Origin of the sequence: Pseudomonas sp. C9, from assembly GCF_002000165.1 — a bacterium.
Lineage (GTDB): Bacteria > Pseudomonadota > Gammaproteobacteria > Pseudomonadales > Pseudomonadaceae > Aquipseudomonas.
In genome coordinates, this window is the sequence record NZ_MPAK01000001.1 from 4,386,810 (window position 1) to 4,412,025 (window position 25,216).

At 58.8% G+C, this 25,216-nt stretch carries 23 protein-coding genes and 1 pseudogene; 11 read left to right on the forward strand and 13 right to left on the reverse strand.

The window, feature by feature from the left end:
* Positions 1-28: 28 nt before the first annotated feature.
* The 5 genes and pseudogenes from BMS17_RS20495 to BMS17_RS20520 all read right to left on the reverse strand — a co-directional run bounded on the left by BMS17_RS20495 (position 29) and on the right by BMS17_RS20520 (position 3,930).
* A complete protein-coding gene (locus BMS17_RS20495; RefSeq protein ID WP_046031808.1) occupies positions 29-448 on the reverse strand; it encodes an organic hydroperoxide resistance protein in 420 nt (139 codons plus the stop codon).
* Between the two features lie 251 nt (positions 449-699).
* Positions 700-858 (reverse strand): annotated as a pseudogene (locus BMS17_RS30680) (IS110 family transposase); the annotation flags it as partial.
* 77 nt (positions 859-935) lie between these two features.
* On the reverse strand, positions 936-1,898 hold the full coding sequence (locus BMS17_RS20500; RefSeq protein ID WP_046031124.1) for an IS110 family transposase: 963 nt from the start codon (positions 1,896-1,898) through the stop codon (positions 936-938).
* 543 nt (positions 1,899-2,441) lie between these two features.
* Positions 2,442-2,903: a MarR family winged helix-turn-helix transcriptional regulator gene (locus BMS17_RS20515; protein ID WP_046032417.1), complete on the reverse strand. Its 462-nt coding sequence runs from the start codon at positions 2,901-2,903 to the stop codon at positions 2,442-2,444.
* A 70-nt stretch (positions 2,904-2,973) separates the two neighbouring features.
* Entirely contained in the window at positions 2,974-3,930 is a 957-nt protein-coding gene (locus BMS17_RS20520) for a LysR family transcriptional regulator (RefSeq protein ID WP_077431600.1), read from the reverse strand.
* A 109-nt stretch (positions 3,931-4,039) separates the two neighbouring features.
* On the opposite strand from BMS17_RS20520, the gene BMS17_RS20525 reads away from it, so the two are divergent.
* Entirely contained in the window at positions 4,040-4,789 is a 750-nt protein-coding gene (locus BMS17_RS20525) for a sulfite exporter TauE/SafE family protein (RefSeq protein WP_077431601.1), read from the forward strand.
* On the opposite strand, the gene BMS17_RS20530 is transcribed toward BMS17_RS20525, so the two are convergent.
* Positions 4,779-5,633 carry a LysR substrate-binding domain-containing protein gene (locus BMS17_RS20530; RefSeq protein WP_046032414.1) on the reverse strand — a complete coding sequence of 285 codons (855 nt, stop codon included), beginning with the start codon at positions 5,631-5,633 and terminating at the stop codon, positions 4,779-4,781. The two genes, BMS17_RS20525 and BMS17_RS20530, sit on opposite strands and share 11 nt — an antisense overlap.
* A gap of 96 nt (positions 5,634-5,729) precedes the next feature.
* On the opposite strand from BMS17_RS20530, the gene BMS17_RS20535 reads away from it, so the two are divergent.
* Complete coding sequence (locus BMS17_RS20535; protein WP_046032413.1) at positions 5,730-5,945, forward strand: DUF1127 domain-containing protein; 216 nt, start codon at positions 5,730-5,732, stop codon at positions 5,943-5,945.
* A gap of 64 nt (positions 5,946-6,009) precedes the next feature.
* The gene (locus BMS17_RS20540) at positions 6,010-7,239 is read left to right on the forward strand and encodes a winged helix-turn-helix domain-containing protein (protein WP_046032412.1); all 1,230 of its coding nucleotides are present in this window, start codon (positions 6,010-6,012) and stop codon (positions 7,237-7,239) included.
* Between the two features lie 104 nt (positions 7,240-7,343).
* Here the strand turns inward: BMS17_RS20540 and BMS17_RS20545 are convergent, their stop codons facing one another.
* A complete protein-coding gene (locus tag BMS17_RS20545; protein ID WP_046032411.1) occupies positions 7,344-8,690 on the reverse strand; it encodes a class II 3-deoxy-7-phosphoheptulonate synthase in 1,347 nt (448 codons plus the stop codon).
* A 162-nt stretch (positions 8,691-8,852) separates the two neighbouring features.
* On the opposite strand from BMS17_RS20545, the gene BMS17_RS20550 reads away from it, so the two are divergent.
* A complete protein-coding gene (locus BMS17_RS20550) occupies positions 8,853-9,608 on the forward strand; it encodes a spermidine synthase (protein WP_046032410.1) in 756 nt (251 codons plus the stop codon).
* A 111-nt stretch (positions 9,609-9,719) separates the two neighbouring features.
* Here BMS17_RS20550 and BMS17_RS20555 read toward each other — a convergent pair whose 3' ends face one another.
* Positions 9,720-10,511, reverse strand: a complete 792-nt coding sequence (locus BMS17_RS20555; RefSeq protein ID WP_046032409.1) for a crotonase/enoyl-CoA hydratase family protein — start codon at positions 10,509-10,511, stop codon at positions 9,720-9,722.
* 421 nt (positions 10,512-10,932) lie between these two features.
* Here BMS17_RS20555 and BMS17_RS20565 point away from each other — a divergent pair, with 421 nt between their 5' ends.
* A complete protein-coding gene (locus BMS17_RS20565) occupies positions 10,933-12,606 on the forward strand; it encodes a DEAD/DEAH box helicase (RefSeq protein WP_046032408.1) in 1,674 nt (557 codons plus the stop codon).
* A gap of 71 nt (positions 12,607-12,677) precedes the next feature.
* Here BMS17_RS20565 and BMS17_RS20570 read toward each other — a convergent pair whose 3' ends face one another.
* A complete protein-coding gene (locus BMS17_RS20570; RefSeq protein ID WP_046032407.1) occupies positions 12,678-13,445 on the reverse strand; it encodes a class III extradiol ring-cleavage dioxygenase in 768 nt (255 codons plus the stop codon).
* Positions 13,446-13,547: 102 nt separating this feature from the next.
* Here BMS17_RS20570 and BMS17_RS20575 point away from each other — a divergent pair, with 102 nt between their 5' ends.
* Positions 13,548-14,213: a thiopurine S-methyltransferase gene (locus BMS17_RS20575; RefSeq protein ID WP_046032406.1), complete on the forward strand. Its 666-nt coding sequence runs from the start codon at positions 13,548-13,550 to the stop codon at positions 14,211-14,213.
* Between the two features lie 48 nt (positions 14,214-14,261).
* Here the strand turns inward: BMS17_RS20575 and htpX are convergent, their stop codons facing one another.
* Both htpX and BMS17_RS20585 read right to left on the reverse strand, forming a co-directional pair.
* Positions 14,262-15,152: a protease HtpX gene (gene htpX / locus BMS17_RS20580; protein ID WP_027925729.1), complete on the reverse strand. Its 891-nt coding sequence runs from the start codon at positions 15,150-15,152 to the stop codon at positions 14,262-14,264.
* Positions 15,153-15,469: 317 nt separating this feature from the next.
* A complete protein-coding gene (locus BMS17_RS20585; protein ID WP_046032405.1) occupies positions 15,470-16,681 on the reverse strand; it encodes a pyridoxal phosphate-dependent aminotransferase in 1,212 nt (403 codons plus the stop codon).
* Positions 16,682-16,907: 226 nt separating this feature from the next.
* On the opposite strand from BMS17_RS20585, the gene msrB reads away from it, so the two are divergent.
* From msrB to BMS17_RS20600, 3 genes are all read left to right on the forward strand, one after another.
* The gene (gene msrB, locus BMS17_RS20590; RefSeq protein ID WP_077432199.1) at positions 16,908-17,303 is read left to right on the forward strand and encodes a peptide-methionine (R)-S-oxide reductase MsrB; all 396 of its coding nucleotides are present in this window, start codon (positions 16,908-16,910) and stop codon (positions 17,301-17,303) included.
* 171 nt (positions 17,304-17,474) lie between these two features.
* A complete protein-coding gene (locus BMS17_RS20595) occupies positions 17,475-17,960 on the forward strand; it encodes a glutathione peroxidase (protein ID WP_046032403.1) in 486 nt (161 codons plus the stop codon).
* Complete coding sequence (locus tag BMS17_RS20600) at positions 17,957-18,418, forward strand: MarR family winged helix-turn-helix transcriptional regulator (protein ID WP_046032402.1); 462 nt, start codon at positions 17,957-17,959, stop codon at positions 18,416-18,418. The genes BMS17_RS20595 and BMS17_RS20600 overlap by 4 nt, the downstream gene beginning before the upstream one ends.
* Here BMS17_RS20600 and BMS17_RS20605 read toward each other — a convergent pair.
* Positions 18,402-20,726: a response regulator gene (locus tag BMS17_RS20605; protein WP_077431602.1), complete on the reverse strand. Its 2,325-nt coding sequence runs from the start codon at positions 20,724-20,726 to the stop codon at positions 18,402-18,404. The genes BMS17_RS20600 and BMS17_RS20605 overlap by 17 nt on opposite strands.
* A gap of 166 nt (positions 20,727-20,892) precedes the next feature.
* On the opposite strand from BMS17_RS20605, the gene BMS17_RS20610 reads away from it, so the two are divergent.
* Together BMS17_RS20610 and BMS17_RS20615 are read left to right on the forward strand one after the other, a co-directional pair.
* Positions 20,893-21,783, forward strand: a complete 891-nt coding sequence (locus tag BMS17_RS20610; protein WP_046032400.1) for an ATP-binding protein — start codon at positions 20,893-20,895, stop codon at positions 21,781-21,783.
* Positions 21,780-22,262, forward strand: coding sequence for a GAF domain-containing protein (locus tag BMS17_RS20615; protein WP_046032399.1), 483 nt, complete (start codon positions 21,780-21,782; stop codon positions 22,260-22,262). The genes BMS17_RS20610 and BMS17_RS20615 overlap by 4 nt, the downstream gene beginning before the upstream one ends.
* Here BMS17_RS20615 and BMS17_RS20620 read toward each other — a convergent pair whose 3' ends face one another.
* Positions 22,263-25,211 carry an HD domain-containing phosphohydrolase gene (locus BMS17_RS20620; protein WP_077431603.1) on the reverse strand — a complete coding sequence of 983 codons (2,949 nt, stop codon included), beginning with the start codon at positions 25,209-25,211 and terminating at the stop codon, positions 22,263-22,265.
* Positions 25,212-25,216 lie beyond the last annotated feature (5 nt).

Here is a 25,216-nt window from a genome sequence, read left to right on the forward strand (position 1 = left end):
TTTCCTGTACGGGCCTTGGGATCAACGGTTAGACGGTAACGTGCAGGCGCACATCGACGTTGCCACGGGTGGCGTTGGAGTACGGGCAGACCTGGTGGGCGGCGTCGACCAGGGCTTGCGCATCGGCTTGTTCCAGGCCTGGCAGGCTGATGTGCAGGTCGATGTCCAGGCCGAAACCGCCAGGGATTTGGCCGATGCCGACATGGGCAGTGATCGAGGCGTCGTTCGGGATGCTGCGTTTGGTCTGGCTGGCGACGAACTTCAGTGCGCCGATGAAGCAGGCGGAGTAGCCGGCTGCGAACAGTTGTTCAGGGTTAGTCGCTGCGCCGCCGGCACCACCGAGTTCTTTCGGGGTGGCAAGTTTGACGTCGAGGATGTTGTCGCTGGAAACAGCACGACCATCACGGCCACCGGTGGAAGTTGCGATTGCGGTGTAGAGAGTTTGCATGGTGTGAGCCTCATTTTGGTTTGGGTGTTTTGCGCTAAATGTTTGCGCGCTAAGTAAGTGCGAAATGAATGTACAGCGCAAGTATTTAGTGCGCAAGATAAAATTTTGAAAAAGTTGTGTTCGAAATTTTGGCGGGTGATGTGAAGGGCCGAGCTAGAGCGGTTGAGGCGGGATTTTCAGGGGTGAAAATTTTTTCTGGGAGGGGGGCGAACGTGGCTGGAAGGGTCGCCACAAAACCAATGTGGGAGATTCTATGTTGCAGGGGAACCCTGCAGCCTTAAATTTGGCTGGTATTCGCTCTGGTTTTTCATGAGAGCGAATGCCACCCGGCATAGCTTGCGGGCGAGGATCACCAGGGCTTGGGTTTTTGCCAAGCCTCTGACGAGATAGGACTCATAGTACGGTTTCCAGGTGGCAGACCGACAAGCCGCCATCGCCGCGTTGTGAGCCAGGCGCCGCAGCTCCGTATCGCNTAATGTGGGAGATTCTATGTTGCAGGGGAACCCTGCAGCCTTAAATTTGGCTGGTATTCGCTCTGGTTTTTCATGAGAGCGAATGCCACCCGGCATAGCTTGCGGGCGAGGATCACCAGGGCTTGGGTTTTTGCCAAGCCTCTGACGAGATAGGACTCATAGTACGGTTTCCAGGTGGCAGACCGACAAGCCGCCATCGCCGCGTTGTGAGCCAGGCGCCGCAGCTCCGTATCGCCTTTTTTGGACAGGTGGCGAGGGCTGTTCTTCTTGCCTGAATCCTTTGCTCGCAAGTCCATCCCCAAAAAAGCAATGAATGCATCGCCGTTGGCGAAGTGACCGCGCATGAATGCGGTCGCCAAGCCCATAGCCGTAAGCTCACCGATCCCCTCAATGGCTTTGCAGCGCTTGATGTTTTCGGTGATGCCTGCCTTTTTGCTGACTTTGTGCAGTAATTTCTGRATGGCTTGCTCCGCTTGTTTGAAGGACTTCAATTGCCGGGCCAATTCATCCTTCAGAAGCGGCTCACCTGACCAACTCAGCGTCATGCCCACACGCACATTGATAAGCTCTGCGCGTCTATGAAGCAGACTTTTCAACACCTTGTAGGCCTGCGGAGGTGGACTCCAGAGGCGCAGTCGATCCTGCTCGCTAGACAGGTAACGCGCGAGCAGGCGCGCATCACAAGGGTCGGTTTTCGCCCGTTGGCCAATGCTTTCGCGGTAGTGGCTCAGACGATAAGCATCCACAACGTAAACCCGGTGTCCCATTTCATGGGCCAGTTCGACCGTGTCCAAGTGGTAAATGCTGGTGGCTTCCAAAGCAATTGAGCTTTGCGCAGGCAGAGCTTTGAGCCAACGCCCAAGAGTCTCTCGGTCGTTGTTGATGTGTTGAGTGGTTTGCATGTCTTCGCGGTAAGCGACGATTTCGGCCTTGGCTACATCGATACCGATTACCGTTGGCGAGGTAAGGATTGTCATGACGAATCCTCGGAGCTAGGGTTTAAGGGCTTGTCGGGGTTTACCCTTGCGCTGGCTTGCCTCTATCGTCGGTTTTACCGATGAATTCCTTATCGGCGCTTCGGGTAGAAGGGGCGGGACGAGAAGTCTCCCACGGTCCGTACTGGCTAGAGTCGGAATCGAGCTTTTAGTCCCGCCCACCCCTTCAAGTCTAAACATACAAGCGGATTACCGTTGGCGAGGTAAGGATTGTCATGACGAATCCTCGGAGCTAGGGTTTAAGGGCTTGTCGGGGTTTACCCTTGCGCTGGCTTGCCTCTATCGTCGGTTTTACCGATGAATTCCTTATCGGCGCTTCGGGTAGAAGGGGCGGGACGAGAAGTCTCCCACGGTCCGTACTGGCTAGAGTCGGAATCGAGCTTTTAGTCCCGCCCACCCCTTCAAGTCTAAACATACAAGCGGGCTTGCTCGCGATAGCGGTGTATCAGTCAACATCAATGCCGAATGTCAGACCGCTATCGCGAGCAAGCTCGCTCCCACAGGGGATCTATGTTGACTGGGGAATTAGAGGCTGTCTTGCAGATTGCTGCGCAGCACTTGCAGTTCCGCCTGCAGCTTTTGCAGTCGCTCCAGCGTCATTCCGCTGGCGCCGAGGATGCACTGAGGAATGCTGCGCGCTTTTTCCCGCAAGGCGCGGCCCTGTTCGGTGAGTTCGACGATCACCACCCGTTCGTCTTCGCGACTGCGGGTGCGGCTGAGCAAACCTTCGACTTCCAGGCGTTTGAGCAGTGGCGTCAGGGAGCCGGGATCGGTCAGCAGGCGCGTGCTGATTTCACCTACGGTCAGACCATCGCGTTCCCACAACACCATCATCGCCAGGTATTGCGGATAGGTCAGGCCCAGCGCTTGCAACAGCGGCTTGTAGACCTTGGTCATCAGCAACGAAGTCGAGTGCAGGGCGAAACACGCCTGATTATCCAGCAGCAGGTGGTCGCAGTTGTCCAGGGTGTCGCGTTCGGTGGTCATCTCAAAAGCCTTGATCGGTAATCTTCATGAATCTAGCGGGCGAATCTTTAATGCGCCAGATAATTTTCGACTAATGGCGGTCCAGCGTGCTTTGCAGCGCCAGGTCCCACGGTGGAATCGGGCTGAAGCGCGTCTTCAAGTATTCCAGCAGCAAACGGCTGCGTGAGTTGGGCTGTTGCGCCAGCCGCAGCGCATAGATGCCGGCGGACTCCGGTTTGGGCAGGCCCTTTTCGCAGAACAGCGGCAGCAGTTCACCCCGCAGCAAGTATTCGCTTGCCAGCCAGGTCGGCAGGTGGGCAATACCCAGTCCGGCCAATGCGCCGCAGACCAGCGCCTCGGCATTGTTGGCGCTCATGCGGATCCGCGCCGGGCGGTGCAGATGCATCTGCCCATCGCGTTCGAAGCGCCAGGCGAAGGGCGGGGTCAGGCCGTCCCAATCGAGGCCGTCGTGATCGACTAACTGCGCAGGCTCGGTCGGCACTCCGCGGCGTTGTAAATAGTCCGGGCTGGCGCAGGCAATACGCACCATGCTTGCCAGCGGTGTGGCGACCAGGCGGGTGTCGGCCATTTGCCCGGCGCGCAGCACCAGATCGACCTTGCCCAGGTTCAAGCCTTGCATGTCGACAAAGCTGTCGATCAGGTGCAGTTGCACATCGAGGCCGGGGTAAAGCATCAGGAAGTCGGCAATCACCGGTGCCAAATGCCGGCGTCCGAACGCCGCGGGCGCATCCACTCTGATCAAGCCTTCCGGGGCACTGCTCAGGGACACCGCTTCGGCCCGGGCCAGCCGAAGCTCGGCGACAATTCGCCGCGCGCGCTCGGCAAAGGCCAGGCCTGCCGGGGTCGCCATGACGGCATGTGTACTGCGAATGAACAGCTGGCTACCGACGGCCTTTTCCAGGCTGTCGATGCGCCGCGCCACGGCCGAAGGGGTCAGCGGATGTCGGCGCGAGGCAGCAGAAAAACTCCCGGATTCCAGCACATCCAGAAAAAGCCCGAGCTGTTCGGTCAATTGATTGGGGTTCATGGGGTGTCCGCGCTTGTGCGAAGTTGGCACAGCCATTGTGCGTTGCTGTGCGTTTCCGCGCTATCGCCGACTGCGTAGGATGAACACCCTGACAAAAGGGAAATCGCTTGTGATCGAGTTCGTGATGTATCTGGTGTTTGGCGCGGCGTTGGGCACCCTCGGCGGGTTGTTCGGCATTGGTGGCGGCTTGATCGCCATTCCATTGTTGGGTGTGCTGTTCGGTCTTGATCAACAGATCGCCCAAGGCACGGCGCTGGTGATGGTGGTGCCCAATGTGATGCTGGCGCTGTGGCGCTATCACCAACGCAATCGCATCGAATTGCGTCACGCCTTGCCTTTGGCGTCGATGGGGTTCTGTTTTGCCTGGATCGGTTCGATCTGGGCGGTCGGCATTGATGCGCAAACCATGCGGATCGGTTTTGTCGCGTTCCTGGTGGCCTTGTCGGCCTACAACCTGGTGCGAATGTTCGCTGCCAGCACGCCGGCCTCGGCGCAAATGCATTTCGCATGGCCATGGCTGGGCGTGCTTGGCGCCGCCTCCGGGACCATGGGCGGCTTGTTTGGAGTGGGTGGGGCGGTGGTGGCGACGCCGGTGCTGACCAGTGTGTTTGGCACCAGCCAGGTGGTGGCACAAGGCTTGTCGCTGGCGCTGGCCTTACCCAGTACCGGCGTCACCCTGGTGACCTACGCGGCGCACCATCAGGTGGACTGGCTGATCGGTGTGCCCTTGGCCGTCGGCGGTTTGATGAGCATCAGTTGGGGCGTGAAAATCGCCCACGCCCTGCCGGAGCGACTGCTGCGCGGGTTGTTCTGCGGTTTTCTGGTGGGCTGTGCGGTGATGCTCGCGTTTAAAGTTTGAAGCCATCGACGATGTGTTCGGCCAGACACTCGGTGATCGGTGACGGGTTGTGCAGGTTGCGCACGAGCATGATGCAGGCTTCCGGCAACAGCGGCAGGTCTTCGGCGGCACCGAGAATGCGCATGTCCGGCGTGATCAGGCTTTCAAGTTGCGCGGTCACGGCCAGGCCGGCACTGACCACGGCCATCAACGCTGACAGGCTCGAACTGTTGTAGGCAATGCGGTATTCGCGGCCCATGGCATCCAGCGCATTACACGCCCACAAGCGGCAGAAACAATCACTGTTGAACATCGCCAGGGGCAGGGGCGTCTGCTCATGGGCGTTGAAACATTGCGCCTCGGCCCAGACGAAGCGCTCCTTGCGCAGCAACTGGCCAATTTCGGTGCCGGGCTCGCGGGTTACGATGGACAGGTCCAGATCCTGACGTTGCAGCAATTGTTTTGATGATTCGCAGTGAACCTCGATCTGGATCAGCGGATAGCTCTTGGCGAAGCGCGACAAAATGCCCGGCAGAAAGCGCATCACGTAATCGTCCGGCGTACCAATGCGCACGGTGCCAATCATGTGCGGTTCGCGCAGCGTATTGAAGACTTCGCTGTGAAGTTTGAGGATGCGCCGCGCATACCCCAGCAAAACCTGGCCTTCGGCGGTCAGTTTGACCTGACGCCCATCGCGTTCGAACAACTGGCGCTGCAAGACGTCTTCTTCCAGACGCTTCATTTGCATGCTAACCGCCGACTGCGTGCGATTGACCATTTCACCGGCGCGGGTAAATCCGCCCTGGTCGGCGATCGCGACAAAGGTGCGCAGCACATCGGTATCGATACTGGGGTACGCCGACATCCATCAATCTCCGAGATGGTTACCATCAGAAACATTCGTTGGATTGATCTTAACGCTGGCGCGAGACTTGGGCCATCCCCAACGGAGGACAACGAGATGAAAGGTCATAACGAGGTTGTAACTGAACAAAAATTCTCAACCCATGTGGTATCTGATCTGCTGCACAAGTTTAGTCGCTGGTACGAACTTCATCGTGAACGCGAGCTGCTGGCGAGTTTGAGCGATGAAGCACTGAAGGACATCGGTATGAGTCGTGCGGATGTGGAACATGAATCGGTCAGGCCGTTCTGGGATGATCCGATGCATAAATGATGAGGCCATTGCTACACAAACTCCTCTCTGGTGAGGTAGGTTGCGAGCAGACACGGAGGTATTCATGCCCGCAACGCTGTCCTTTTCCAACCAACAGGCTCGACGTCTGGCACTGGCTGCCCAAGGGTTCAACGGGCGCCAGCCGCCAGCGACGATCAAACCGGTGCAACTCAACCGACTGATCGAGCGGTTGGGCATCCTGCAGATCGATTCGGTCAATGCGTTGGTGCGTTCGCACTACCTTCCCTTGTTTTCCCGCCTCGGTAACTACTCCTCCGATTTGCTAGACCAGGCCGCCTGGAGTCAGGGTCGACGTCGCACGCTGTTTGAATATTGGGGACATGAAGCCTCGTTGCTGCCGTTATCACTGTATCCGTTGATGCGCTGGCGCATGCAGCGCGCGACGCGTGGTGAAGACATCTATCAGCAACTGGCGAATTTCGGGCGCGAGCAGCAGGACACGATCCGCCGGGTATTGGCCTCGGTTGAACAACTGGGGGCGTTGGGTGCGGGAAGCTTGTCAACCCGTCAGGAACGGGCAGGACCGTGGTGGGACTGGAGCGCTGAAAAGCATGCCCTGGAATGGCTGTTTGCCGCCGGAGAAGTGACGGTTGCCGGCCGCCGTGGTTTCGAACGACTTTATGATTTGCCCGAGCGGGTGATTCCTTCGGCGATTCTGCAGCAGCCATTGCTCAGTGAAACCGAGGCTCAGCGTGGGCTGTTATTGCACGCAGCGACGGCGTTGGGTGTCGGTACGGAAAAGGACCTGCGCGACTATTTTCGTTTGAACCCGACCGACAGCCGTCCGCGTCTGGCGGAACTGGTCGAGGCCGGGGAGTTGCTGACTTGCCAGGTGCAAGGCTGGCGGCAACTGGCTTATTGCCTGCCTGAGCCGAAAGTACCGCGCAAGGTCGAGGCCAGCGCGTTGCTTTCACCGTTTGACTCGCTGGTCTGGGAACGCAGTCGCACCGAGCGGCTGTTCGACTTTCGTTATCGGCTGGAAATTTACACGCCGCAAGACAAGCGTGTTTACGGGTATTACGTGCTGCCGTTCCTGCACAACGAACGGATTGCCGCACGCGTGGATCTGCGGGCTGAGCGGGCGTTGGGGCGGCTGGCGGTGCACGCCGTGCATGAAGAAGAGCCGGGGCTGGATGACGAAGGGATGCACGCTTTGGCTATCAATCTGCGGCAGATGGCGGATTGGTTGGGGCTTGCGCAGGTGCAGTTGAATTGTCAGCGGGTGAGTGCCAGCAGGTTAAGAGTGGCATTGGCTGGAATTGGCGGTACCTGAGCTAGCGCCTTCGCGAGCAAGCCCGCTCCCACATTCGACCGAGTTGCCCAGACGGACGCGGTCGAATGTGGGAGCGGGCTTGCTCGCGAAGGGGGCGACGCGGTTTAGCGCCGAACCTGCTTCAAGGTCTCAGCAATCAAAAACGCCAATTCCAGCGACTGATCAGCGTTCATCCGCGGATCGCAATGGGTGTGATACCGATCCGACAGCCCGTCCTCGGTAATCGGCCGAGCGCCGCCAATGCATTCGGTGACGTTCTGCCCGGTCATCTCGATGTGAATACCACCGGCATAACTGCCTTCAGCTTCGTGCACCTGGAAGAACTGCTTCACCTCGCCCAGGATCTGGGCGAAGTCGCGGGTCTTGTAGCCGCTGCTCGCCTTGATGGTGTTGCCGTGCATCGGGTCGGAGCTCCACAGCACCTGCTTGCCTTCGCGCTGCACGGCGCGAATCAGCTGCGGCAGGTGATCGCCGACCTTGTTGGCACCCATCCGCGCAATCAGGTTCAGGCGGCCCGGATCGTTGTCCGGGTTCAGCACATCGATCAGGCGAATCAAGTCTTCAGGGTTCATGCTCGGGCCGACCTTGACCCCGATCGGGTTATTCACCCCGCGCAGGAACTCAACGTGCGCACCATCGAGCTGACGGGTGCGATCGCCGATCCACAGCATGTGCGCCGAGCAATCGTAGTAATCGTTGGTCAGGCTGTCGCGACGCACGAAGGCTTCTTCGTAGTTCAGCAGCAACGCTTCGTGGGCGGTGAAGAAACTGGTTTCGCGCAGCTGCGGTGAAGTGTCCATGCCGCAGGCGCGCATGAACGCCAGGGTTTCATCGATGCGATTGGCCAGGTGGCTGTACTTCTCGGCCAGCGCCGAGTTGGCGATGAAGTCCAGGTTCCACTTGTGCACCTGATGCAGGTCGGCAAACCCGCCTTGAGCGAACGCGCGCAACAGGTTCAGGGTGGCGGTGGACTGGTGGTAGGACTGGAGCAGGCGCTCCGGGTCCGGCACGCGGCTTTTCTCGTCGAAACCGATGCCGTTGACGATGTCGCCACGGTAAGCAGGCAGTGTCACGCCGTCGATGGTTTCGTCATTGGCGGAGCGCGGTTTGGCAAATTGCCCGGCCATGCGCCCGACTTTGACCACCGGGCAACCGGCGGCAAAGGTCATGACGATCGCCATTTGCAGCAAGACTTTAAAGGTGTCGCGAATTTTCGCGGCCGAGAACTCGGCGAAACTTTCGGCGCAATCGCCACCTTGCAACAGGAACGCGCGGCCTTGGGTGACCTCGGCAAACTGACGGCGCAACTCCCGGGCTTCACCGGCAAACACCAGTGGCGGATAGCTGGCCAGGGTTTGCTCTACCTGCTGCAAATGCGCAGCGTCAGGGTAGAGGGGTTGTTGCTGGATCGGCAAGGCGCGCCAGCTGTCAGGGCTCCAGGGTTGGCTCATCACGTTCTCTAGTGTTTTACGCTCGGACGGTCATGTTATCAGCAATTAGTGCGTGACCTGTTCCCGTTGCTTCGCGGACAATCGCGCCTTTGCCGCGCGCCTCGCGGTTTAAGTGCGCTGCTGTTTATTGCATGCAGGCCCGGTAACGATTCTGGAGACGAAATGACTGAGGAGCGCGTCGAGCATTTGCTCGCCGAGGTACAGGATGAGTTCGGCGTGATACGCGTGCTGGAAGTGGCCGATTACCGCTTTCTCGAGTTCGGTGACGCCATTGAACAGAGCTGCGTGTTTACCGCTGATCCGAGCTGGCTCGAGTACGACTACACCCGGGCGATGCTGATTGGCGCGTTGTGCCACGAACAACCGGAAAGCGCACTGTTTCTGGGCCTTGGTGCGGGCACGTTGACCCAGGCCTGCCTCAAGTTCCTGCCGCTGGAAGATGTCGAGGCGATCGAATTGCGCCCCGACGTCCCGCGCCTGGCAATCGAATACCTTGGGCTGGATGATGATCCGCGCCTGTATATCCGCGTCGGCGATGCCCTGGAACTGCTCGATACCGCTGAGTCGGCGGACTTGATTTTCGTCGACCTTTATACCGATGTCGGGCCTGGTGTCGGGCATCTGGCCTGGAGCTTCCTGGAGAACTGTCAGAAACGCCTGAATCCGGGTGGCTGGCTGGTGATCAATCAGTGGGCCACCGATGACGGCAAACCGTTGGGTGCGGCGTTGCTGCGCGGGCTTTATCACCGGCACTACTGGGAGCTGCCGGTGAAGGAGGGCAATGTGATTTTGATCGTGCCTTCGGAGCTGGATCAGGTGCTGGACATGGACGGCTTGATGGCCCGGGCGGAAGGATTGGCGCCGCAATTGGGTTATTCGTTGCAGTCGTTGATCAAGGCGATTCGTCCGGCGACATAACGTGTTGTCTGCAATGGCCTCATCGCGGGCAAGCCTTGCTCCTACAGGGGGACGCGCAACCTGTAGGAGCATGGCTTGCCCGCGATGGCATTTTCCGCATCAACACAAATCTCAGACTCCTTTGAAGATCCCGGGTCGCTTCTCAATCATCGATCGCACACCTTCCTTGGCATCCTCACTGTTCAACAACTTCTTCACCATCGCCGGCAAGCCCTGTGCCGCAGCGGTTTCTCCTTCATAGCGCGCCTGCCGGGCAGACATCAGCGTCGCCTGTACCCCGAGCGGTGCCTGTCGGGCAATCCGCTCGGCCAATTCAATCGCCCTTGGCAGTAAGTCCTCGCTGGCCATGACTTCCTGCACCAGCCCCAGACGCAAGGCGTCATGCGCATCGAACTCATCCCCGGTCAGCAACCAGCGCATGGCATTGCCCCAGCCAGCCAATTGATGCATGCGCAAAGTGGCACCGCCGAACGGGAAGATTCCGCGCTGGACTTCCATTTGGGCGAACCGGGTGTTGCTGGCGCACAGGTTGATGTCGGCGGCCAGCATCAACTCGATGCCGATGGTCAGGCAATAACCCTGAGCGGCCACTATCACCGGTTTGCTGACGCGGGGGCCGGCAAAAACACCCCACGGATCGCAGCCTCCTGCCGGTGCTTGCCAGCCTTCGGCCAATGCCGCGCTGGCGTTGACCAGATCGAGCCCGGCGGTGAAGTGTTCCCCATGGCCAAACACCACAGCCACCCGCGCCTCGTTGTCCGCTTCGAACTCGCCATAGGCCAGGCTCAGCTCGTTGAGCAGGTCGAGGTCAAAGGCGTTGCGTTTGGCGACCCGATCCAGGCCGATCAGCAGCACATGGTCACGTCGTTCACGGGTTACACGACTGGAACAGGGCTGATTCATGCTGCATTTCCTCGGGAGGGAAGGGTGTGTCAGACCTCAGGTCTGCGTGATAACAGTGAACCGTTTTAGCGCCATCGCCAGCAGGGCCGGGCCTTTGCAAAATAGACTGCTGCACGATTATCCGCAAAGCCTGTGACACAACGGTGTATCCGTCAGTTTTCCGACAAATAATGCTCCCTTTTTGGGCGAATTCCGGTATAGTGCGCGCCGGCCTTTAACCGGGCCGCGTTTAGGTAGCGCAATTCCCCGAAGTCAGCTTCGGCTGCACGTCCGCACAGCGGACTCTTCCTTGACGAATCTTTTTCATTCATTCGTTTTCGCAAATCCCCGCCGACAAAGCAGCCAGGGCGACTCTTGAGTCTTACACGGCATGCGCAGCTTTGGAGCATGGGTCTTTGCGGATGCACTTAGAGGCAGACCCATGACCCAGGAAACCGGCGGCTTCGCCGCTTTTAATCTTAATCCGAATATTCTTGCAGCCGTCATTGCGACTGGCTACGAAGAGCCTTCGGCTATTCAGCAGCAATCGATCCCGATCATCATGGCCGGCCAGGACATGATTGGTCAGGCGCAAACCGGTACGGGTAAAACCGCCGCGTTCGCTTTGCCTATCCTGCATTGCATCGATCCTGCCAAGCGCGAGCCGCAAGCCCTGATCCTGGCGCCAACCCGTGAGTTGGCGCTGCAAGTAGCAACCGCTTTCGAAACCTATGCCAAGCAAATGCCGGGCGTTACCGTTGTGGCCGTTTACGGCGGCGCCCCTATGGGTCCACAACTGAAAGCAATCCGTAATGGCGCACAGATCGTTGTCGCCACTCCGGGCCGTCTGTGCGACCACCTGCGTCGTGACGAAAAAGTCCTGTCGACCGTGAACCACCTGGTCCTCGACGAAGCTGACGAAATGCTCAAACTGGGTTTCATGGACGACCTCGAAGTTATCTTCAAGGCCTTGCCTGCAACCCGTCAGACCGTATTGTTCTCGGCCACCCTGCCGCAGTCGATCCGTGCCATTGCCGAACGCCATCTGCGCGACCCGCAACACGTGAAGATTCAGACCAAGACTCAGACCGTTACCGCGATCGAACAGGCTCACCTGTTGGTTCACGCTGACCAGAAGACCTCGGCTGTATTGAGCCTGCTGGAAGTGGAAGATTTCGACGCCCTGATCATGTTCGTGCGCACCAAGCAAGCGACCCTGGACCTGGCCAGCGCCCTGGAAGCCAAAGGCTACAAAGCCGCTGCGCTGAACGGTGACATTGCTCAGAACCAACGTGAGCGCGTGATCGACTCCCTCAAGGATGGCCGTCTGGACATCGTTGTGGCGACCGACGTTGCTGCTCGTGGCCTGGACGTTCCGCGCATCACTCACGTGTTCAACGTTGACATGCCGTACGATCCGGAATCCTACGTTCACCGTATCGGCCGTACCGGTCGTGCCGGTCGCGAAGGTCGTGCACTGCTGCTGGTGACTCCACGTGAGCGCCGCATGCTGCAAGTGATCGAGCGTGTAACCGGTCAAAAGGTTGCCGAAGTTCGCCTGCCGGACGCTCAGGCCGTTCTCGATGCCCGCATCAAGAAACTGACCAACAGCCTGTCGCCGCTGGTTGGCGATGCCGAATCGACTCACGGTGATCTGCTGGATCGCCTGACTGCCGACATTGGTTGCACCCCGCGTGCACTGGCCGCAGCCCTGCTGCGCAAGGCAACCAACGCTCAAGCCCTGACCCTGGCCGCGATCGAGAAAGAACGTCCATTGGTGCCGAACAACGCTCCGCGCGGTGATCGTCCAGAGCGTACTGGTGATCGTCCGGACCGTGGTGATCGTGAGCGTCGTGCTCCGGTTCCATTGGCTGAAGGTCGTGCTCGTTGCCGTACCGCGCTGGGCGCGCGTGACGGTATCGCTGCCAAGAACCTGCTGGGCGCCATCCTGAACGAAGGTGGCCTGGCTCGTGAAGCGATCGGTCGCATCCAGGTGCGCGACAGCTTCAGCCTCGTCGAGTTGCCGGAAGATGGTCTGGAGAAGCTCCTGACCAAACTGAAGGACACTCGCGTTGCCGGTAAGCAGTTGAAGCTGCGTCGCTATCGCGAAGATTAATCCGCTCTTGAGCTGATTGATCGCACATAAAAAATCCCCGACTGGTTCGGGGATTTTTTTTGCCTGCGTGATCAGCCGAAGCGATAAATGTCCATGCCCAGCGCCCCCATGGTGAAACCCTGGTGGGCAACGCTGAACTCGCCCCCGGCACTGCGGGCGAAATAAAGTGGCAGTAAATGCTCGTCGCTAGGGTGGTTGCGCACTGCGTTTGGCGCTTGCTGGCGATAATCGTGCAGGGCCGTTTCGTCGTTGGCGGCCAGTTTCTCTACGATCCAGTCGCGAAATGCCTTGGCCCAGGGCTCGACGCTTTCCGGGCCGGCCTGCCAATCCAGTTCGCGCAGGTTATGGGTGATGCTTCCAGAGCCGATCAGCAGCACGCCGTGTTCACGCAGGCTGGCCAGCGCGTGGCCAACACGGGTTTGCAGGGCAGGGCCGCCACGGGTGGGCAATGAGACTTGCACCACCGGGATATCGGCTTGCGGGTACATCAAGGTCAAAGGCACCCACGCTCCGTGGTCGAAGGGGCGCTTGGTATCGATGCGCGCCGGCAGGTCGGCGGCCTTCAGCAATTCGACGACGTCCGCTGCCAATTGAGGATTTCCGGGGGCCGGGTATTGAACGTCGAACAGCGCCTGTGGGAAGCCACCGAAGTCGTGCCAGGTTTCCGGTTGTGGATGGCCGCTCACCAGCAGTTCGTGGCTTTCCCAATGTGCGGAAACAATGACGATAGCCTTGGGTTTCGGTAATTCTGCGGCCAGGCGCGCAAGGGCTGGCCCGCTGGCGCCGGGTTTCAGGGCCAGCATGGGGGAGCCGTGGGATATGTACAGGCTAGGGAACATGAATCAGCTCCTGAGAGTAAGATGGCATCATCTTCAGTCAGATCATTGATCTAAATCTAATATAAGTTTTAGCGTCTTTTGATCGAATTTTTGGGATTAATTATGCAGCCGGAGTTTTGGCACAAGCGGTGGACGACGAATCAGATCGGCTTTCATCTGCCGGAAGTGAATCCTTATCTGCAGCGGCACTGGCCGCAATTGGGCCTGGAAGCGGGCGCGCGCGTATTGGTGCCACTGTGTGGGAAAAGTCTGGATCTGTTGTGGCTGGGAAAATGCGGTCACGAGGTGTTGGGCGTTGAGTTGTCCGAAAAGGCGGTGGAAGACTTTTTTCGCGAGCATCAATTTGATCCGGACGTCAGCGATCAAGGCCCCTTCACAGTCTATCGGGCTGGTTCGATCGAGGTCTGGTGCGGTGATTTCTTCGCATTGACCGCCGGCGACGTTGCTGACTGTGGCGCCTTGTACGACCGAGCGGCGTTGATTGCACTACCACCGGTGATGCGTGAGCGATATGCAGCGCACCTGATACGAATTTTGCCGAAGGAGTCTCAAGGGTTGTTGATCACCCTGGATTACGACCAGGCGCAAATGGACGGCCCCCCGTTTGCTGTGCTGGATGACGAAGTGCAGCGCTTATTGGGCGGATCGTGGGACCTGAAGACTCTGGAAGATCAGGATGTTTTGAGCGAGAGCGGGAAGTTTCTCGACGCAGGTGTCACTCGACTTGAAGAGCGGGTGTATCGAGTGTCCAGTCGAGGAATAAAATAGACAAAAAAAGGCCCGCATTTCTGCGGGCCTTGATTTATTGCTGAACGATCAGCGCTGAAGACGATGCAGGGCGTTGATACGTTCTTCCAGCGGTGGGTGGCTCATGAACATCCGGGCGAACCCTTGTTTGATGCCACCGTTGATGCCGAAGGCGTTCAGTGTGTCCGGCATGTGCACCGGCAGGCCCTGTTCGGCGCGCAGGCGTTGCAGGGCGCCGATCATCGCGGCAGTACCGGCCAGGCGTGCACCGGCTTCGTCGGCACGGAATTCACGCTTGCGCGAGAACCACATGACGATGGAGCTGGCCAGAATGCCCAGGACCAGTTCGGCGAAGATGGTTGCCACGTAGTAGGCGATGCCTTGGCCTTCTTCGTTCTTGAAGATCACCTTGTCGACAAAGTTGCCGATGATCCGTGCGAAGAACATTACGAAGGTGTTCACCACGCCCTGAATCAACGCCAGGGTGACCATGTCGCCGTTGGCCACGTGGCCAATTTCGTGGGCCAGAACGGCTTTCACTTCATCGGGCGAGAAACGCTCCAGTAACCCCTGGCTGACCGCGACCAGTGCGTCGTTCTTGTTCCAGCCCGTGGCGAAAGCGTTCGCCTCATAGGCCGGGAAAATCCCGACTTCAGGCATCTTGATCCCGGCTTCCCGGGACAATTGCTCGACGGTTTGCAGCAGCCATTGCTCGTGACGGGTGCGCGGCTGGGTGATGATCTGGGTGCTGGTGCTCATCTTCGCCATCCACTTGGAGATGAACAGCGAGAACAGCGAACCGGCAAAACCAAAGACCGCACAGAAAATCAGCAGCTGATTGAGGTTCAGATCAACCCCGTTGGCCGCCATGAACCCGTTGAAGCCAAAAAGGCTCAGGGTGATGCTGGCAATCAGCACGACCGCCAGGTTAGTGGCCAAAAACAGCAGGATGCGCATCATGGTTGTAGAAGTCTCCTCGTGCTAAAGATGTAGCGTACTGCGGGGTATATAAGGTGATGCACCGGGCTATTCAACCGGGTGACTATTTCAAACTGTGTCCTACATCAACACTTTAGTCAGTTGCAGGGCTTTTCCGACTTTTTTGCAGGAGATTTTTGTAGGCCTAATGCAGTCGCTACCCCCGCCATTGTTAGGCGAGAGCGGGAGGTGTGTCATCAGCCGTCGGTTCGAGTGGTGAAAGCCGGCCGGGACAGCAGATATGTTGCTGAATCAATCAACGTGCGACTTTAACCCAAAGTCGCACGTAGACCCGCCGCTTACTGGCGATAGGTCTTGAGGAAGCTGCCGATACGTCCGATGGCCATCTCCAGCTCATCCACTCGCGGCAAGGTCACCACACGGAAGTGGTCCGGCCAAGGCCAGTTGAAGGCCGTGCCCTGAACAATCAACAGCTTCTCGGAGAGCAGCAGGTCGAGGACGAACTTCTCATCGTTGTGGATCGGGCAGACTTTCGGGTCGATCCGCGGGAACGCATACAGCGCGCCCATCGGCTTGACGCAGCTCACGCCCGGAATGTCGTTGAGCAGTTCCCAGGTGCGATTGCGCTGTTCCAGCAAGCGGCCCTGTGGCAGTACCAGATCATTGATGCTCTGGTAGCCGCCCAATGCGGTCTGGATCGCGTGCTGGCTCGGCACGTTGGCACACAGGCGCATGTTCGCCAGCATGTCGATGCCTTCGATGTAGCTTTGGGCGTGGTGTTTCGGGCCGGAGATGGCGATCCAGCCGGAACGGAAACCCGCCACGCGATAGGACTTGGACAGACCATTGAACGTCAGGCACAGCAGGTCCGGAGCCAGGGAGGCGGTGCAAATGTGCACGGCATCGTCGTACAGGATCTTGTCGTAGATTTCGTCGGAGAACACCACCAGGTTGTGCTGGCGGGCCAGCTCCAGCATGCCCAGCAGGACTTCCTTGGAATAGACGGCGCCGGTCGGGTTGTTCGGGTTGATGATCACCAGGGCCTTGGTATTCGGCGTGATCTTGGCCTTGATGTCGGCCAGGTCCGGCCACCAGTTGGCTTGCTCGTCGCACAGGTAATGCACCGGGTTGCCACCCGACAGGCTGACCGCGGCCGTCCACAGCGGATAGTCCGGGGCCGGCACCAGTACTTCGTCGCCATTGTTGAGCAGGGCCTGCATCGACATCACGATCAGTTCGGAAACGCCGTTGCCCAGGTAGATGTCTTCGATGCCGACGCCTTCCACCTGCTTTTGCTGGTAGTACTGCATCACGGCCTTGCGCGCACTGAACAGGCCCTTGGAGTCGCTGTAGCCCTGGGCCGTCGGCAGATTGCGGATTACGTCCTGAAGGATTTCATCCGGCGCTTCGAAACCAAACGGTGCCGGGTTGCCGATGTTCAGCTTGAGGATGCGATGACCTTCCTCCTCCAGGCGTTTGGCGTGCTTGAGCACTGGGCCGCGAATGTCGTAGCAGACGTTGGCGAGCTTGTTCGATTTGCTGACCTGCATGGCGATGTGTTCCCGAAAATGAACGATCCAGGCGGCGTATGAACAACCGTGCTGGGAATCCTGCGTATTCACACAGGCCTGACGCCTTCAGTGGCGGCACTCATAAATCCGTTTGAATGCGCGTGGTCTGGCTGCCAGACTGGCGTTTGACGAGGCGCAATCATACGTGCCGCCCGATCCGTGGAAAAGGTACAGATCGGGCTTTTTCAGCTGCTGAGGTGTGATGATGGAAAAGTTGGAAAAAACCCTGGAAGAATGGAGAGCAATGCTCGATCCAGAGCAGTACAACGTCTGCCGTCTCAAAGGCACCGAGCGACCGTTCTCGGGCAAATACAACGCAACCAAAACTGACGGTGTCTACCACTGCATCTGCTGTAACGAGCCGCTGTTCGACTCCAGGACCAAGTTTGACTCTGGCTGCGGCTGGCCGAGCTTCTACGCGCCGATTGGCGACAGCGCGATGACCGAAATCCGCGATGTCAGCCACGGCATGATCCGCACCGAAGTGGTCTGCGCCAAATGCGATGCACACTTGGGACACGTATTCCCGGATGGCCCGCCGCCGACCGGCCTGCGTTATTGCATCAACTCGGTGTGCCTGGACCTGGTGCCGCGCGAATAATGTGAGCCCTGTAGGAGCACGGCTTGCCGGCGATGGCAATCTCAAGGACGCCATCGCCGGCAAGCCGTGCTCCTACAGGGGGGTTTCGTGCTCCCATTGATTTATTAAATTGCACACAATTCAATTGCTCGCTATGTTTGTCTCAATCTATCCCATACAGAGTCAGAAACCATGAGCGACAACCTGCTGAACATCCCTTGCACCACCATCAAGGGTGAACAAAAGACCCTGGCTGATTTCGCCGGTAAAGCAGTGCTGGTGGTCAATACGGCGAGCAAGTGCGGCTTCACTCCGCAATACAAAGGGCTGGAAGAGTTATGGCAAACCTACAAGGACCAGGGGCTGGTCGTCCTTGGTTTTCCGTGCAACCAGTTCCGTAAACAGGAGCCAGGCAACGAAGAGGCGATTTCCGAATTTTGTGAGTTGAACTTTGGTGTCAGCTTCCCGCTGTTCAAGAAGATTGAAGTCAACGGTGCAGGCGCCCATCCGTTGTTCGTTCAACTGAAAAAACGTGCTCCGGGGGTGCTGGGCTCGCAGGGCATCAAGTGGAACTTCACCAAGTTCCTGATCGGCAAGGACGGTCAGTTGGTCAAGCGCTTTGCTCCGGCGACCAAACCGCAGGACTTGAGCCGCGAGATTGAAGCTCTGCTCAAATGAACAGCGTGTCAGTTGATTCGTTGAAGCTGGACAGCCAGCTCTGCTTCAAGCTGTACGCCGCGTCCCGGGCGGTGATCCGGGCCTACAAGCCGATGCTCGATCAGCTCGGCCTGACTTACCCGCAATACCTGGCCATGCTGGTGTTGTGGGAATGGCAGGAGGCCGCCCCCGAGCAACCGACGGTCAAGGCGCTGGGCGAGCGTCTGGCGCTGGATTCCGGCACCTTGACGCCGTTACTCAAACGTCTTGAGCAACTGCAACTGGTGCAGCGTCAACGTTCGGCCCGGGATGAGCGAGAGGTGCACCTGAGTCTGTCGCCTTCTGGCAAGGCATTGCGTGATCAAGTCGGCCCACTCAAGGCGAGCCTGCTGTGTGACAGCGGAGTGGATCTGGACCGCCTGAATGATCTGCGCGAGGGGCTTGACCATTTGCTGGGGCAGATCAAAGCGCTGTCGTAGTGGGAATCCACAAATCGAGCAGGGCGGCCAGCTCTTCGCGGCGGAAGGGTTTGGCCAGGTAGTCGCTCATGCCCGCCGCACGGCAGCGTTCGCGTTCTTCGGACATGGCGTTGGCGGTCAGCGCGACGATGGGCAATTGTGGCCAGCGTCCGCTGTGGCGAATTTGCCGACTGGCTTCGTAGCCATCCATCACCGGCATGTTGCAGTCCATCAACACCAGATCGAAATCGCTGTATTCAAGCTGATCCAGGGCTTCGGCGCCGTGAGCGGCGACGATGACCTCGCAGCCGAGTTTTCCGAGCATGCCCTTGGCCACCAACTGATTGACCGGGTTGTCCTCGACCAGCAACACGCGCCCGCGCCGCTGATGGGGAAGGGCTTCGATGCGCGCTCCATTGATTGTCGTGGTTTGCGCAAACAAGACCCGTTGCAAGGCTTGGTATAGCGCATTGCGCGCCAGCGGACGTGCCTGTTGCTGCAGCGGCGCGAGGGCGCTCACCTGTTCGCTGGGCATGAAGTTGCCATAAGCGGTCACCAGCAGAATCGGCGCGGCAAGGGTAGGGCGCAGGCCAAACAGGCATTCGGGGCAGTCGGTGATCAGTACATCAGGCTCAAGCCCCAGTAACGAGTCATCAATGGAGCGCTGTTGATAGTCGAGCCCCCAGGCGGGTAACAGGGTTTTCAGCAGTTCAGCCAGACCGCTGCTGGCGGCGGCGGTGATCGCAATGACCTTCCCGGGCAGCGGTGCCGGAGATACTGCGCGGGTGTGGACGGGCAGCGGCAGGTCGGCGCAGAACTGGCTACCGAAACCGGCTTCCGAGCTGATGGTCAGACGTCCCTGCATGGCTTCGCAGAGGTTATAGGTGAGGGCCAGGCCCAGTCCCGTACCGCCGAACTGTCGGGTAATACCTGCGCCTGCCTGGGTAAACGGCTGGAAGATCTTGACCTGGGCATCGTGGGCGATCCCGATACCGGTGTCGCAGACTTCGATTCTGACGCCGTCTTCGAACGTGGACAGGCGTAAATCGACCCGACCGAAGCGGGTGAACTTGAGCGCGTTGGACAACAGATTGCTGACGATCTGCCGCACGCGAGTCGGGTCCCCCAATACCAGCGCCGGAAATTGCGGCTCGATCAGGCACGTCAGCTCTACACTTGGCGCCGCATTCTGAGACAGCAGGTTGGCGGTGTCTTCGACCAAGGCGCCAAGGTCGAACGGAATGTGTTCGAGTTCCAGCTGACCGGCATCGAACTTGGACAGGTCGAGAATATCGTTGAGCAGTTCCACCAGCACTTTGCCCGAGTCATGGGCAATCGACAGTTGTTGCTGTTGCTCGGCCGTAAGTGGACCGTCCAGCGACAACGCGATCATCCCCAACAGGCCGTTAAGGGGGGTGCGAATTTCATGGCTCATGTTGGCCAGAAATACCGAGCGTGCTTCTGCCATCTCGATGGCGGTGGTGCGAGCGGTTTCCAGTTCCTGATTGGATTGGCTGAGCCGGGCATTGATCGCCTTGAGTTCCGCTGTGCGTGCCGAGACGATGTTTTCGAGTTGACTGAGGTAGTCGGTCAGGCGGTTTTCGGCGTTGCGTCGTTGCTGGATTTCGGTGGCGATGTTTTCGAATTGTTGGTTGGCGACTTTGACCAACACACCGATTTCGTCGTGTTCATGCCCCGCCGGGTATTCCAGCCAGGTCGGCTGCGCGCTACGCGGATCGCGGCCACTGAGTTCGCGAATAACCCGCACCAAGGGCTTGGTCAGCATCACGTAGAACAGCGCCAGAAGAATGCCTGTCAGGATCAGGCTTCGCGCAAAACCGTTGAGTAGCGTCACCTCGGCCCGACGCAGGAAGCGGCTGCCGAAGGCATAGGTATCGACTTCAAGTTGCAAGGTCCCAAGGGATTCGTCAGGCAGATGATCGAGAAAGAGGCGGTCTTCGAACTGCCGGTTGGCCCCAAACAGGAAGTCGCTGATCACTCGATAACCGCTTTGCAGACCCGGGCGCTTGACGCTGGCGAGCACGACATTGTTGTTGTCGGTCAGTTTCGCGCCGATGATTGCCGGCGAGCGCATCAGGCCCATGGCTAGTTCCTGGGCGAGTTCGGCGTCGATGTTGTAGGCGATGCGTGAGGCTGGGTTGTGGCTGATTTCCAGCAAAGACAATATTTCGCGGTTGATGGAGGCGTCTTCGCTGGCATAATCGATGCCTATTTGCAGCAGGCTGAGCAGCGTGCCCAGAATGAAACCGACCAGCACAGTCAGCCGGGCTTGCTTGTATGACAGCCGGTGGGTGAATTTGATATCCATGGGGTGTTGAACCACTTCCGTTTCCTTTCGCTGCTCAAGCATAGTCGATCATGCATGGATTCCGATGTTCTCGCGAACCCCTGAGCCTGGGATGAACCGGGCACCGAACGCTGTGTAGTCGTCGCTGTATCGCCATCATTACTGTGAACGTGCCCGAGGAGAAGACGTGGACGCCCGATTGAATGCTTTTCTTGAACGCGCCGATGCCGTCCTGGCCCGTATCGAACCGCTGTTGCCGGCCCACCGGCAAGCCATCGACTGGAATCAGTGCCTGGCGGCGCGCTGGCAACGAGAGGGGCGCAGCGGTTTTCTGTTGCCGCTGCACGTCAGCCTCGACATGCGCCTGTCCGACCTGATCGGCGTGGATCGTCAATTGGAGCAGTTGGGTCGAAATACCCAACAGTTCCTCGACGGCATGCCGGCCAACCACGCCTTGCTCTGGGGCTCGCGCGGCACCGGTAAATCGTCGCTGGTGCGTGCCTTGCTGGCCGAGCACGCCAACGCCGGCCTGCGCCTGATCGAGATCGAGCGCGATCACTTGGCCGACTTGCCGCGAGTGGTCGAGCAGATCGCCAAGTTGCCGCAGCGCTTTGTGCTGTTCTGCGATGACCTGTCGTTTGAGTCGGGTGAGGGCGACTATCGCGTGCTCAAGAGTGTACTCGACGGTTCCCTCGAGCAAGCGCCGGACAACGTTTTGCTGTACGCCACTTCCAACCGTCGCCATTTGGTACCGGAGAAGGAAAGTGATAACGAAAACTGGAAGCGCGTCGACGGCGAACTGCACCCCAGCGAGGCAGTGGAAGACAAGATCGCGTTGTCGGACCGCTTCGGCTTGTGGTTGTCGTTTTATCCATTTACTCAGGAACATTTCCTCAACGTCGTTGAACACTGGATCGGTCAACTGGCCGGCAAGGCCGGCCTTGAGTGGCAGCGTGACGAAGCACTGGACATCCTCGCGGTGCGTTGGGCCGGCGGCCGAGGCAATCGCAATGGACGTTGCGCTTATCAATTTGCCCGCTATTGGGTCGGGCTCAAGCTGTTGGAGCACAAAGCATGATTGATTTACAGAAGAGCGGCCAAGGGCTGGATGGTTACGGCATGTTGTGGGCGCAGCTGGAATCATTGCTGGCCGATGAGCGTGATTTCATTGCCAATGCGGCACAGTTCTCGGCATTCCTGTTCAACCAGCTCGATGACTTGAACTGGGCCGGTTTCTACCTCAATCGCAATGAAGAACTGGTGCTCGGTCCGTTCCAGGGCCAGATCGCTTGTGTGCGCATTCCATTCGGCAGGGGGGTGTGCGGCACAGCAGCGGCAACATTGCAGACCCAGCTTGTTGAAGATGTGCACGCATTTCCCGGTCACATCGCTTGTGACAGTGCGTCGAACAGCGAGTTGGTGGTGCCCTTGGTCAAGGACGGTCGATTGATCGGTGTGCTGGACCTCGACAGCCCGAAGCTTGCGCGTTTTACCGCTGAAGATCAGGCCGGTATCGAACGGTTGGCAGCGATATTCCTGCGCCTGACCGATTGCTGATCACGCTGGCAGGCCTGCCTTGGCCAGCAGGCTTGACGAGTCGACGGCGTCAATCTGCGCCGGATCGAGAAATCGTTTCGCGTACTGCAAATAGATTTGTGAGTTGATGAATAGCCCGAACAGCTCTGGGTCAATGTGGGCGTCACGGCACATGAAGGCCATGATGCCCAGCGCTTCGCTCAGGGTTTTGGCCTTCTTGTAGGGGCGGTCGGCAGCGGTCAGCGCTTCGAAAATATCGGCAATCGCCATCATCCTCGCCGGCAGGCTCATTTCTTCTCGTTTCAATTGTTTTGGATAACCGGTGCCGTCCATTTTCTCGTGATGGCCGCCGGCGATTTCCGCGACGTTGTTGAGGTGCGCGGGGAAGGGCAGGTGGCTGAGCATCAGGATCGTTTGCACCATGTGATGATTGATGATGTAACGCTCCTCGCGCGTCAGCGTGCCTCGAGTAATGCTCAGGTTGTAGAGTTCGCCGCGGTTGTACTTGTAGTGCGGTACATCGAGTTTGAAACCCCATGGGTTATCAGCCGGGATCAGCTCGCTTTCGGCGCGTTCGAACACGTGCTCGGGTTTGTCCGCCAGCAATGGCTCGCTGACCGGTAGCGTCGGCGCCGGAGTACGTGACTGGCGGCGATTCTCCTCCCATGAAACCCCGAGCCGATCATCCAGGGTTCGGGTCCAGGTGCGTTCAGCAATGCTGCGCAAACGTTGCAGGTCGGATTCAGCCATGGCCTCGCCGCCCAGATTGCAGTGGGCGATGAAGGCAAAATCATCATCCAGTTCTGCCAGGCGAGTATCGCGCAATTCGCTAAGCTGGCGTTCGTCGCCGCCCTGGACGATGGCCTGCCAGTAGTTGACCCAGGCATCGCGCTTGAGCACTTCGAAACGCGTGCGGATTTCGTGGATGCGGTCGTTCAGGGTTTCAAGTTTGGTGGCTTTGTCGACCACGTACTCAGGGGTCGTGACCTTGCCGCAATCGTGTAGCCAGGCGGCAATGTGCAGGGCTTCCCATTCATCTTCCGTGGGCTGATAGCCACTGAAGGCCGGCTCCTGACTGGCGGCGGCAGCCTGAGCGAGCATCAGCGTCAACGCGGGCACCCGCTGACAATGCCCACCGGTGTAAGGACTCTTGGCATCGATGGCGCCAGCCAGCAGTTGAATAAAGGAGTCCAGCAGCTGTTTTTGTCTGGCCTGCAGGCGCTGGCTTTCAATACTCACCGCCGCTGCGCCGGACACTGCCTGGAGAAACGCGATGCGGTCAGGACGAAGCTTTTCCAGGTCGCTTTGTGTGCCGCTGTCGGCCAACAGGAAGATCAGCAGGCCTACGGTTTCGTTATGCCGATTGTGCAACCGGATGCCGATCAGATGAACCCGTGGGCATTCCAGTACGAGCATCACTTTTTGCAGGTCGGCGGCATTTTCGTAGCCCAGGCTAGTGACGACGTTGTCGGCGCTCGACAACTGCTGCATCCACTGAGGGCTCTGTGGGTCATGAAGTTCGTGGCCTTCAATGCCGAACGCCTGCAACGCCTGGGAGGTATCGTTGATCACCAGACCATGAGGCTCCATGCGATCGCCATCCTGTTCGCGCAGGTAGATCAGACCCGCCTGGGCCTGCCCGATTTTCACGGTTTCGAACAACACTCGTTGCAGCAGTGGGGCGAAACGGGTCTCGGCGCTCAAGCTGTCAGTGATCTGGAAAAAGCTCGCCAGGGTGTCCTTCATGCGCGCCATCGACACACTCAATTGGTCAACTTCAAGTACTGGCGAGCGCCGGCTGACGGGAAAGTTGAAATCGAAACTGCGGATCGCATCGGCTTCCTGCACCAGTGCGCGCAGGGGCTTGACCAGAATCCTCGAGGTAAGCCAACCCAGCGGCAGGCACAACAGCAACGTGGCCAACGTCACCAGCGCCCCTTGCCAGCGCATGCGGTAGGCATCGACGAGCAATTCATCTTCCGGCACCAACAGCGCCAGCTGCAATCCTTCAGGCCCGCCTTCCTGCATGCTGCTGCGGGCCACGATCCATTGGCGACCGGCCGCGTCCAGGCGATTACCTTCGGGTGGATGGGTGAGAAAGGCAGCGAGTGCCGGGTTCAAATCGGTCGCCTTGATCAAGCGTGCGGTCTGGTCGTCGACGATCAGCCTGCTGCTATCGGGGTAGGCAACGGCATTGCCCTTGCTATCGAAGAGGACGATCTCGGTATGCGGCGTCACCACATGCTTGGCCAGCGTCGCGGAGAGTTCGGCGAGGGTAAGGTCGGCGCCCATTACCGCGTTCTCGCCACTGCGCAGGGCGAGGGTGGTGCCGACATTGTGGGTGGAGAAAAACACATAAGGTTCGGTCGTGATCTGGCCTTCATCACGGCGCGCGCTGGTAAACCAGGCGCGAGTGCGCGGATCGTAGGTTTCGTCGGGGTTATCCTGGCGGTTGATGAGGGCCAGCTTCTGATCAAAAAACAGTGACAGGGACCGCGCTTTCTCACCGCTAGCCGGACGCTCGATGCTCCAGACTTGATAGGCCGCCGAGTCCGGGGCATTAGTGAGTGTTCTCAGGGCCGGGGTTCGCAGGGGGCGTACCATGAAAAAGTCGCCATTGCTGTATCCCAGGTACAGCGAGGCCAGGTTGGGATTGCTTTTGAGCGACTGGCTAAAGGGCTTGAGCAGTGCGAGTCGTTGCTCCAGCGCGGGCGCCTCGGTTGCCGGATTGTCCACCAACAAGCTCAGCAGGTGGCGAATCGGTTCATAGGTGCCTTGCAGGTCCAGCCGGACATCCTGCTCGATGCGGTTGAACAGTTTTTCGCTGCTGGACAGGATGATCTGCGTGGTTTGGTGGTAATTAAAAATGCCCAGCACCACGCCCGTGAGCAGCAGCAGGAAAGTAAACATCACACTGATATGGACGTGCAGCGGAAGCCGTCGTTGATCGGTGCGCAGTGGGCTGGACATTACTG

Excerpts from the sequence above, each read along its gene's own strand:
- BMS17_RS20495 (WP_046031808.1), bottom strand. The coding sequence starts at position 448 with ATGCAAACTCTCTACACCGCAATCGCAACTTCCACCGGTGGCCGTGAT.
- BMS17_RS20515 (WP_046032417.1), bottom strand. The coding sequence starts at position 2,903 with ATGACCACCGAACGCGACACCCTGGACAACTGCGACCACCTGCTGCTG.
- BMS17_RS20520 (WP_077431600.1), bottom strand. The coding sequence starts at position 3,930 with ATGAACCCCAATCAATTGACCGAACAGCTCGGGCTTTTTCTGGATGTG.
- BMS17_RS20530 (WP_046032414.1), bottom strand. The coding sequence starts at position 5,633 with ATGTCGGCGTACCCCAGTATCGATACCGATGTGCTGCGCACCTTTGTC.
- BMS17_RS20535 (WP_046032413.1), top strand. The coding sequence starts at position 5,730 with ATGAAAGGTCATAACGAGGTTGTAACTGAACAAAAATTCTCAACCCAT.
- BMS17_RS20540 (WP_046032412.1), top strand. The coding sequence starts at position 6,010 with ATGCCCGCAACGCTGTCCTTTTCCAACCAACAGGCTCGACGTCTGGCA.
- BMS17_RS20545 (WP_046032411.1), bottom strand. The coding sequence starts at position 8,690 with ATGAGCCAACCCTGGAGCCCTGACAGCTGGCGCGCCTTGCCGATCCAG.
- BMS17_RS20550 (WP_046032410.1), top strand. The coding sequence starts at position 8,853 with ATGACTGAGGAGCGCGTCGAGCATTTGCTCGCCGAGGTACAGGATGAG.
- BMS17_RS20555 (WP_046032409.1), bottom strand. The coding sequence starts at position 10,511 with ATGAATCAGCCCTGTTCCAGTCGTGTAACCCGTGAACGACGTGACCAT.
- BMS17_RS20565 (WP_046032408.1), top strand. The coding sequence starts at position 10,933 with ATGACCCAGGAAACCGGCGGCTTCGCCGCTTTTAATCTTAATCCGAAT.
- BMS17_RS20570 (WP_046032407.1), bottom strand. The coding sequence starts at position 13,445 with ATGTTCCCTAGCCTGTACATATCCCACGGCTCCCCCATGCTGGCCCTG.
- BMS17_RS20575 (WP_046032406.1), top strand. The coding sequence starts at position 13,548 with ATGCAGCCGGAGTTTTGGCACAAGCGGTGGACGACGAATCAGATCGGC.
- htpX (WP_027925729.1), bottom strand. The coding sequence starts at position 15,152 with ATGATGCGCATCCTGCTGTTTTTGGCCACTAACCTGGCGGTCGTGCTG.
- BMS17_RS20585 (WP_046032405.1), bottom strand. The coding sequence starts at position 16,681 with ATGCAGGTCAGCAAATCGAACAAGCTCGCCAACGTCTGCTACGACATT.
- msrB (WP_077432199.1), top strand. The coding sequence starts at position 16,908 with ATGGAAAAGTTGGAAAAAACCCTGGAAGAATGGAGAGCAATGCTCGAT.
- BMS17_RS20595 (WP_046032403.1), top strand. The coding sequence starts at position 17,475 with ATGAGCGACAACCTGCTGAACATCCCTTGCACCACCATCAAGGGTGAA.
- BMS17_RS20600 (WP_046032402.1), top strand. The coding sequence starts at position 17,957 with ATGAACAGCGTGTCAGTTGATTCGTTGAAGCTGGACAGCCAGCTCTGC.
- BMS17_RS20605 (WP_077431602.1), bottom strand. The coding sequence starts at position 20,726 with ATGGATATCAAATTCACCCACCGGCTGTCATACAAGCAAGCCCGGCTG.
- BMS17_RS20615 (WP_046032399.1), top strand. The coding sequence starts at position 21,780 with ATGATTGATTTACAGAAGAGCGGCCAAGGGCTGGATGGTTACGGCATG.
- BMS17_RS20620 (WP_077431603.1), bottom strand. The coding sequence starts at position 25,211 with ATGTCCAGCCCACTGCGCACCGATCAACGACGGCTTCCGCTGCACGTC.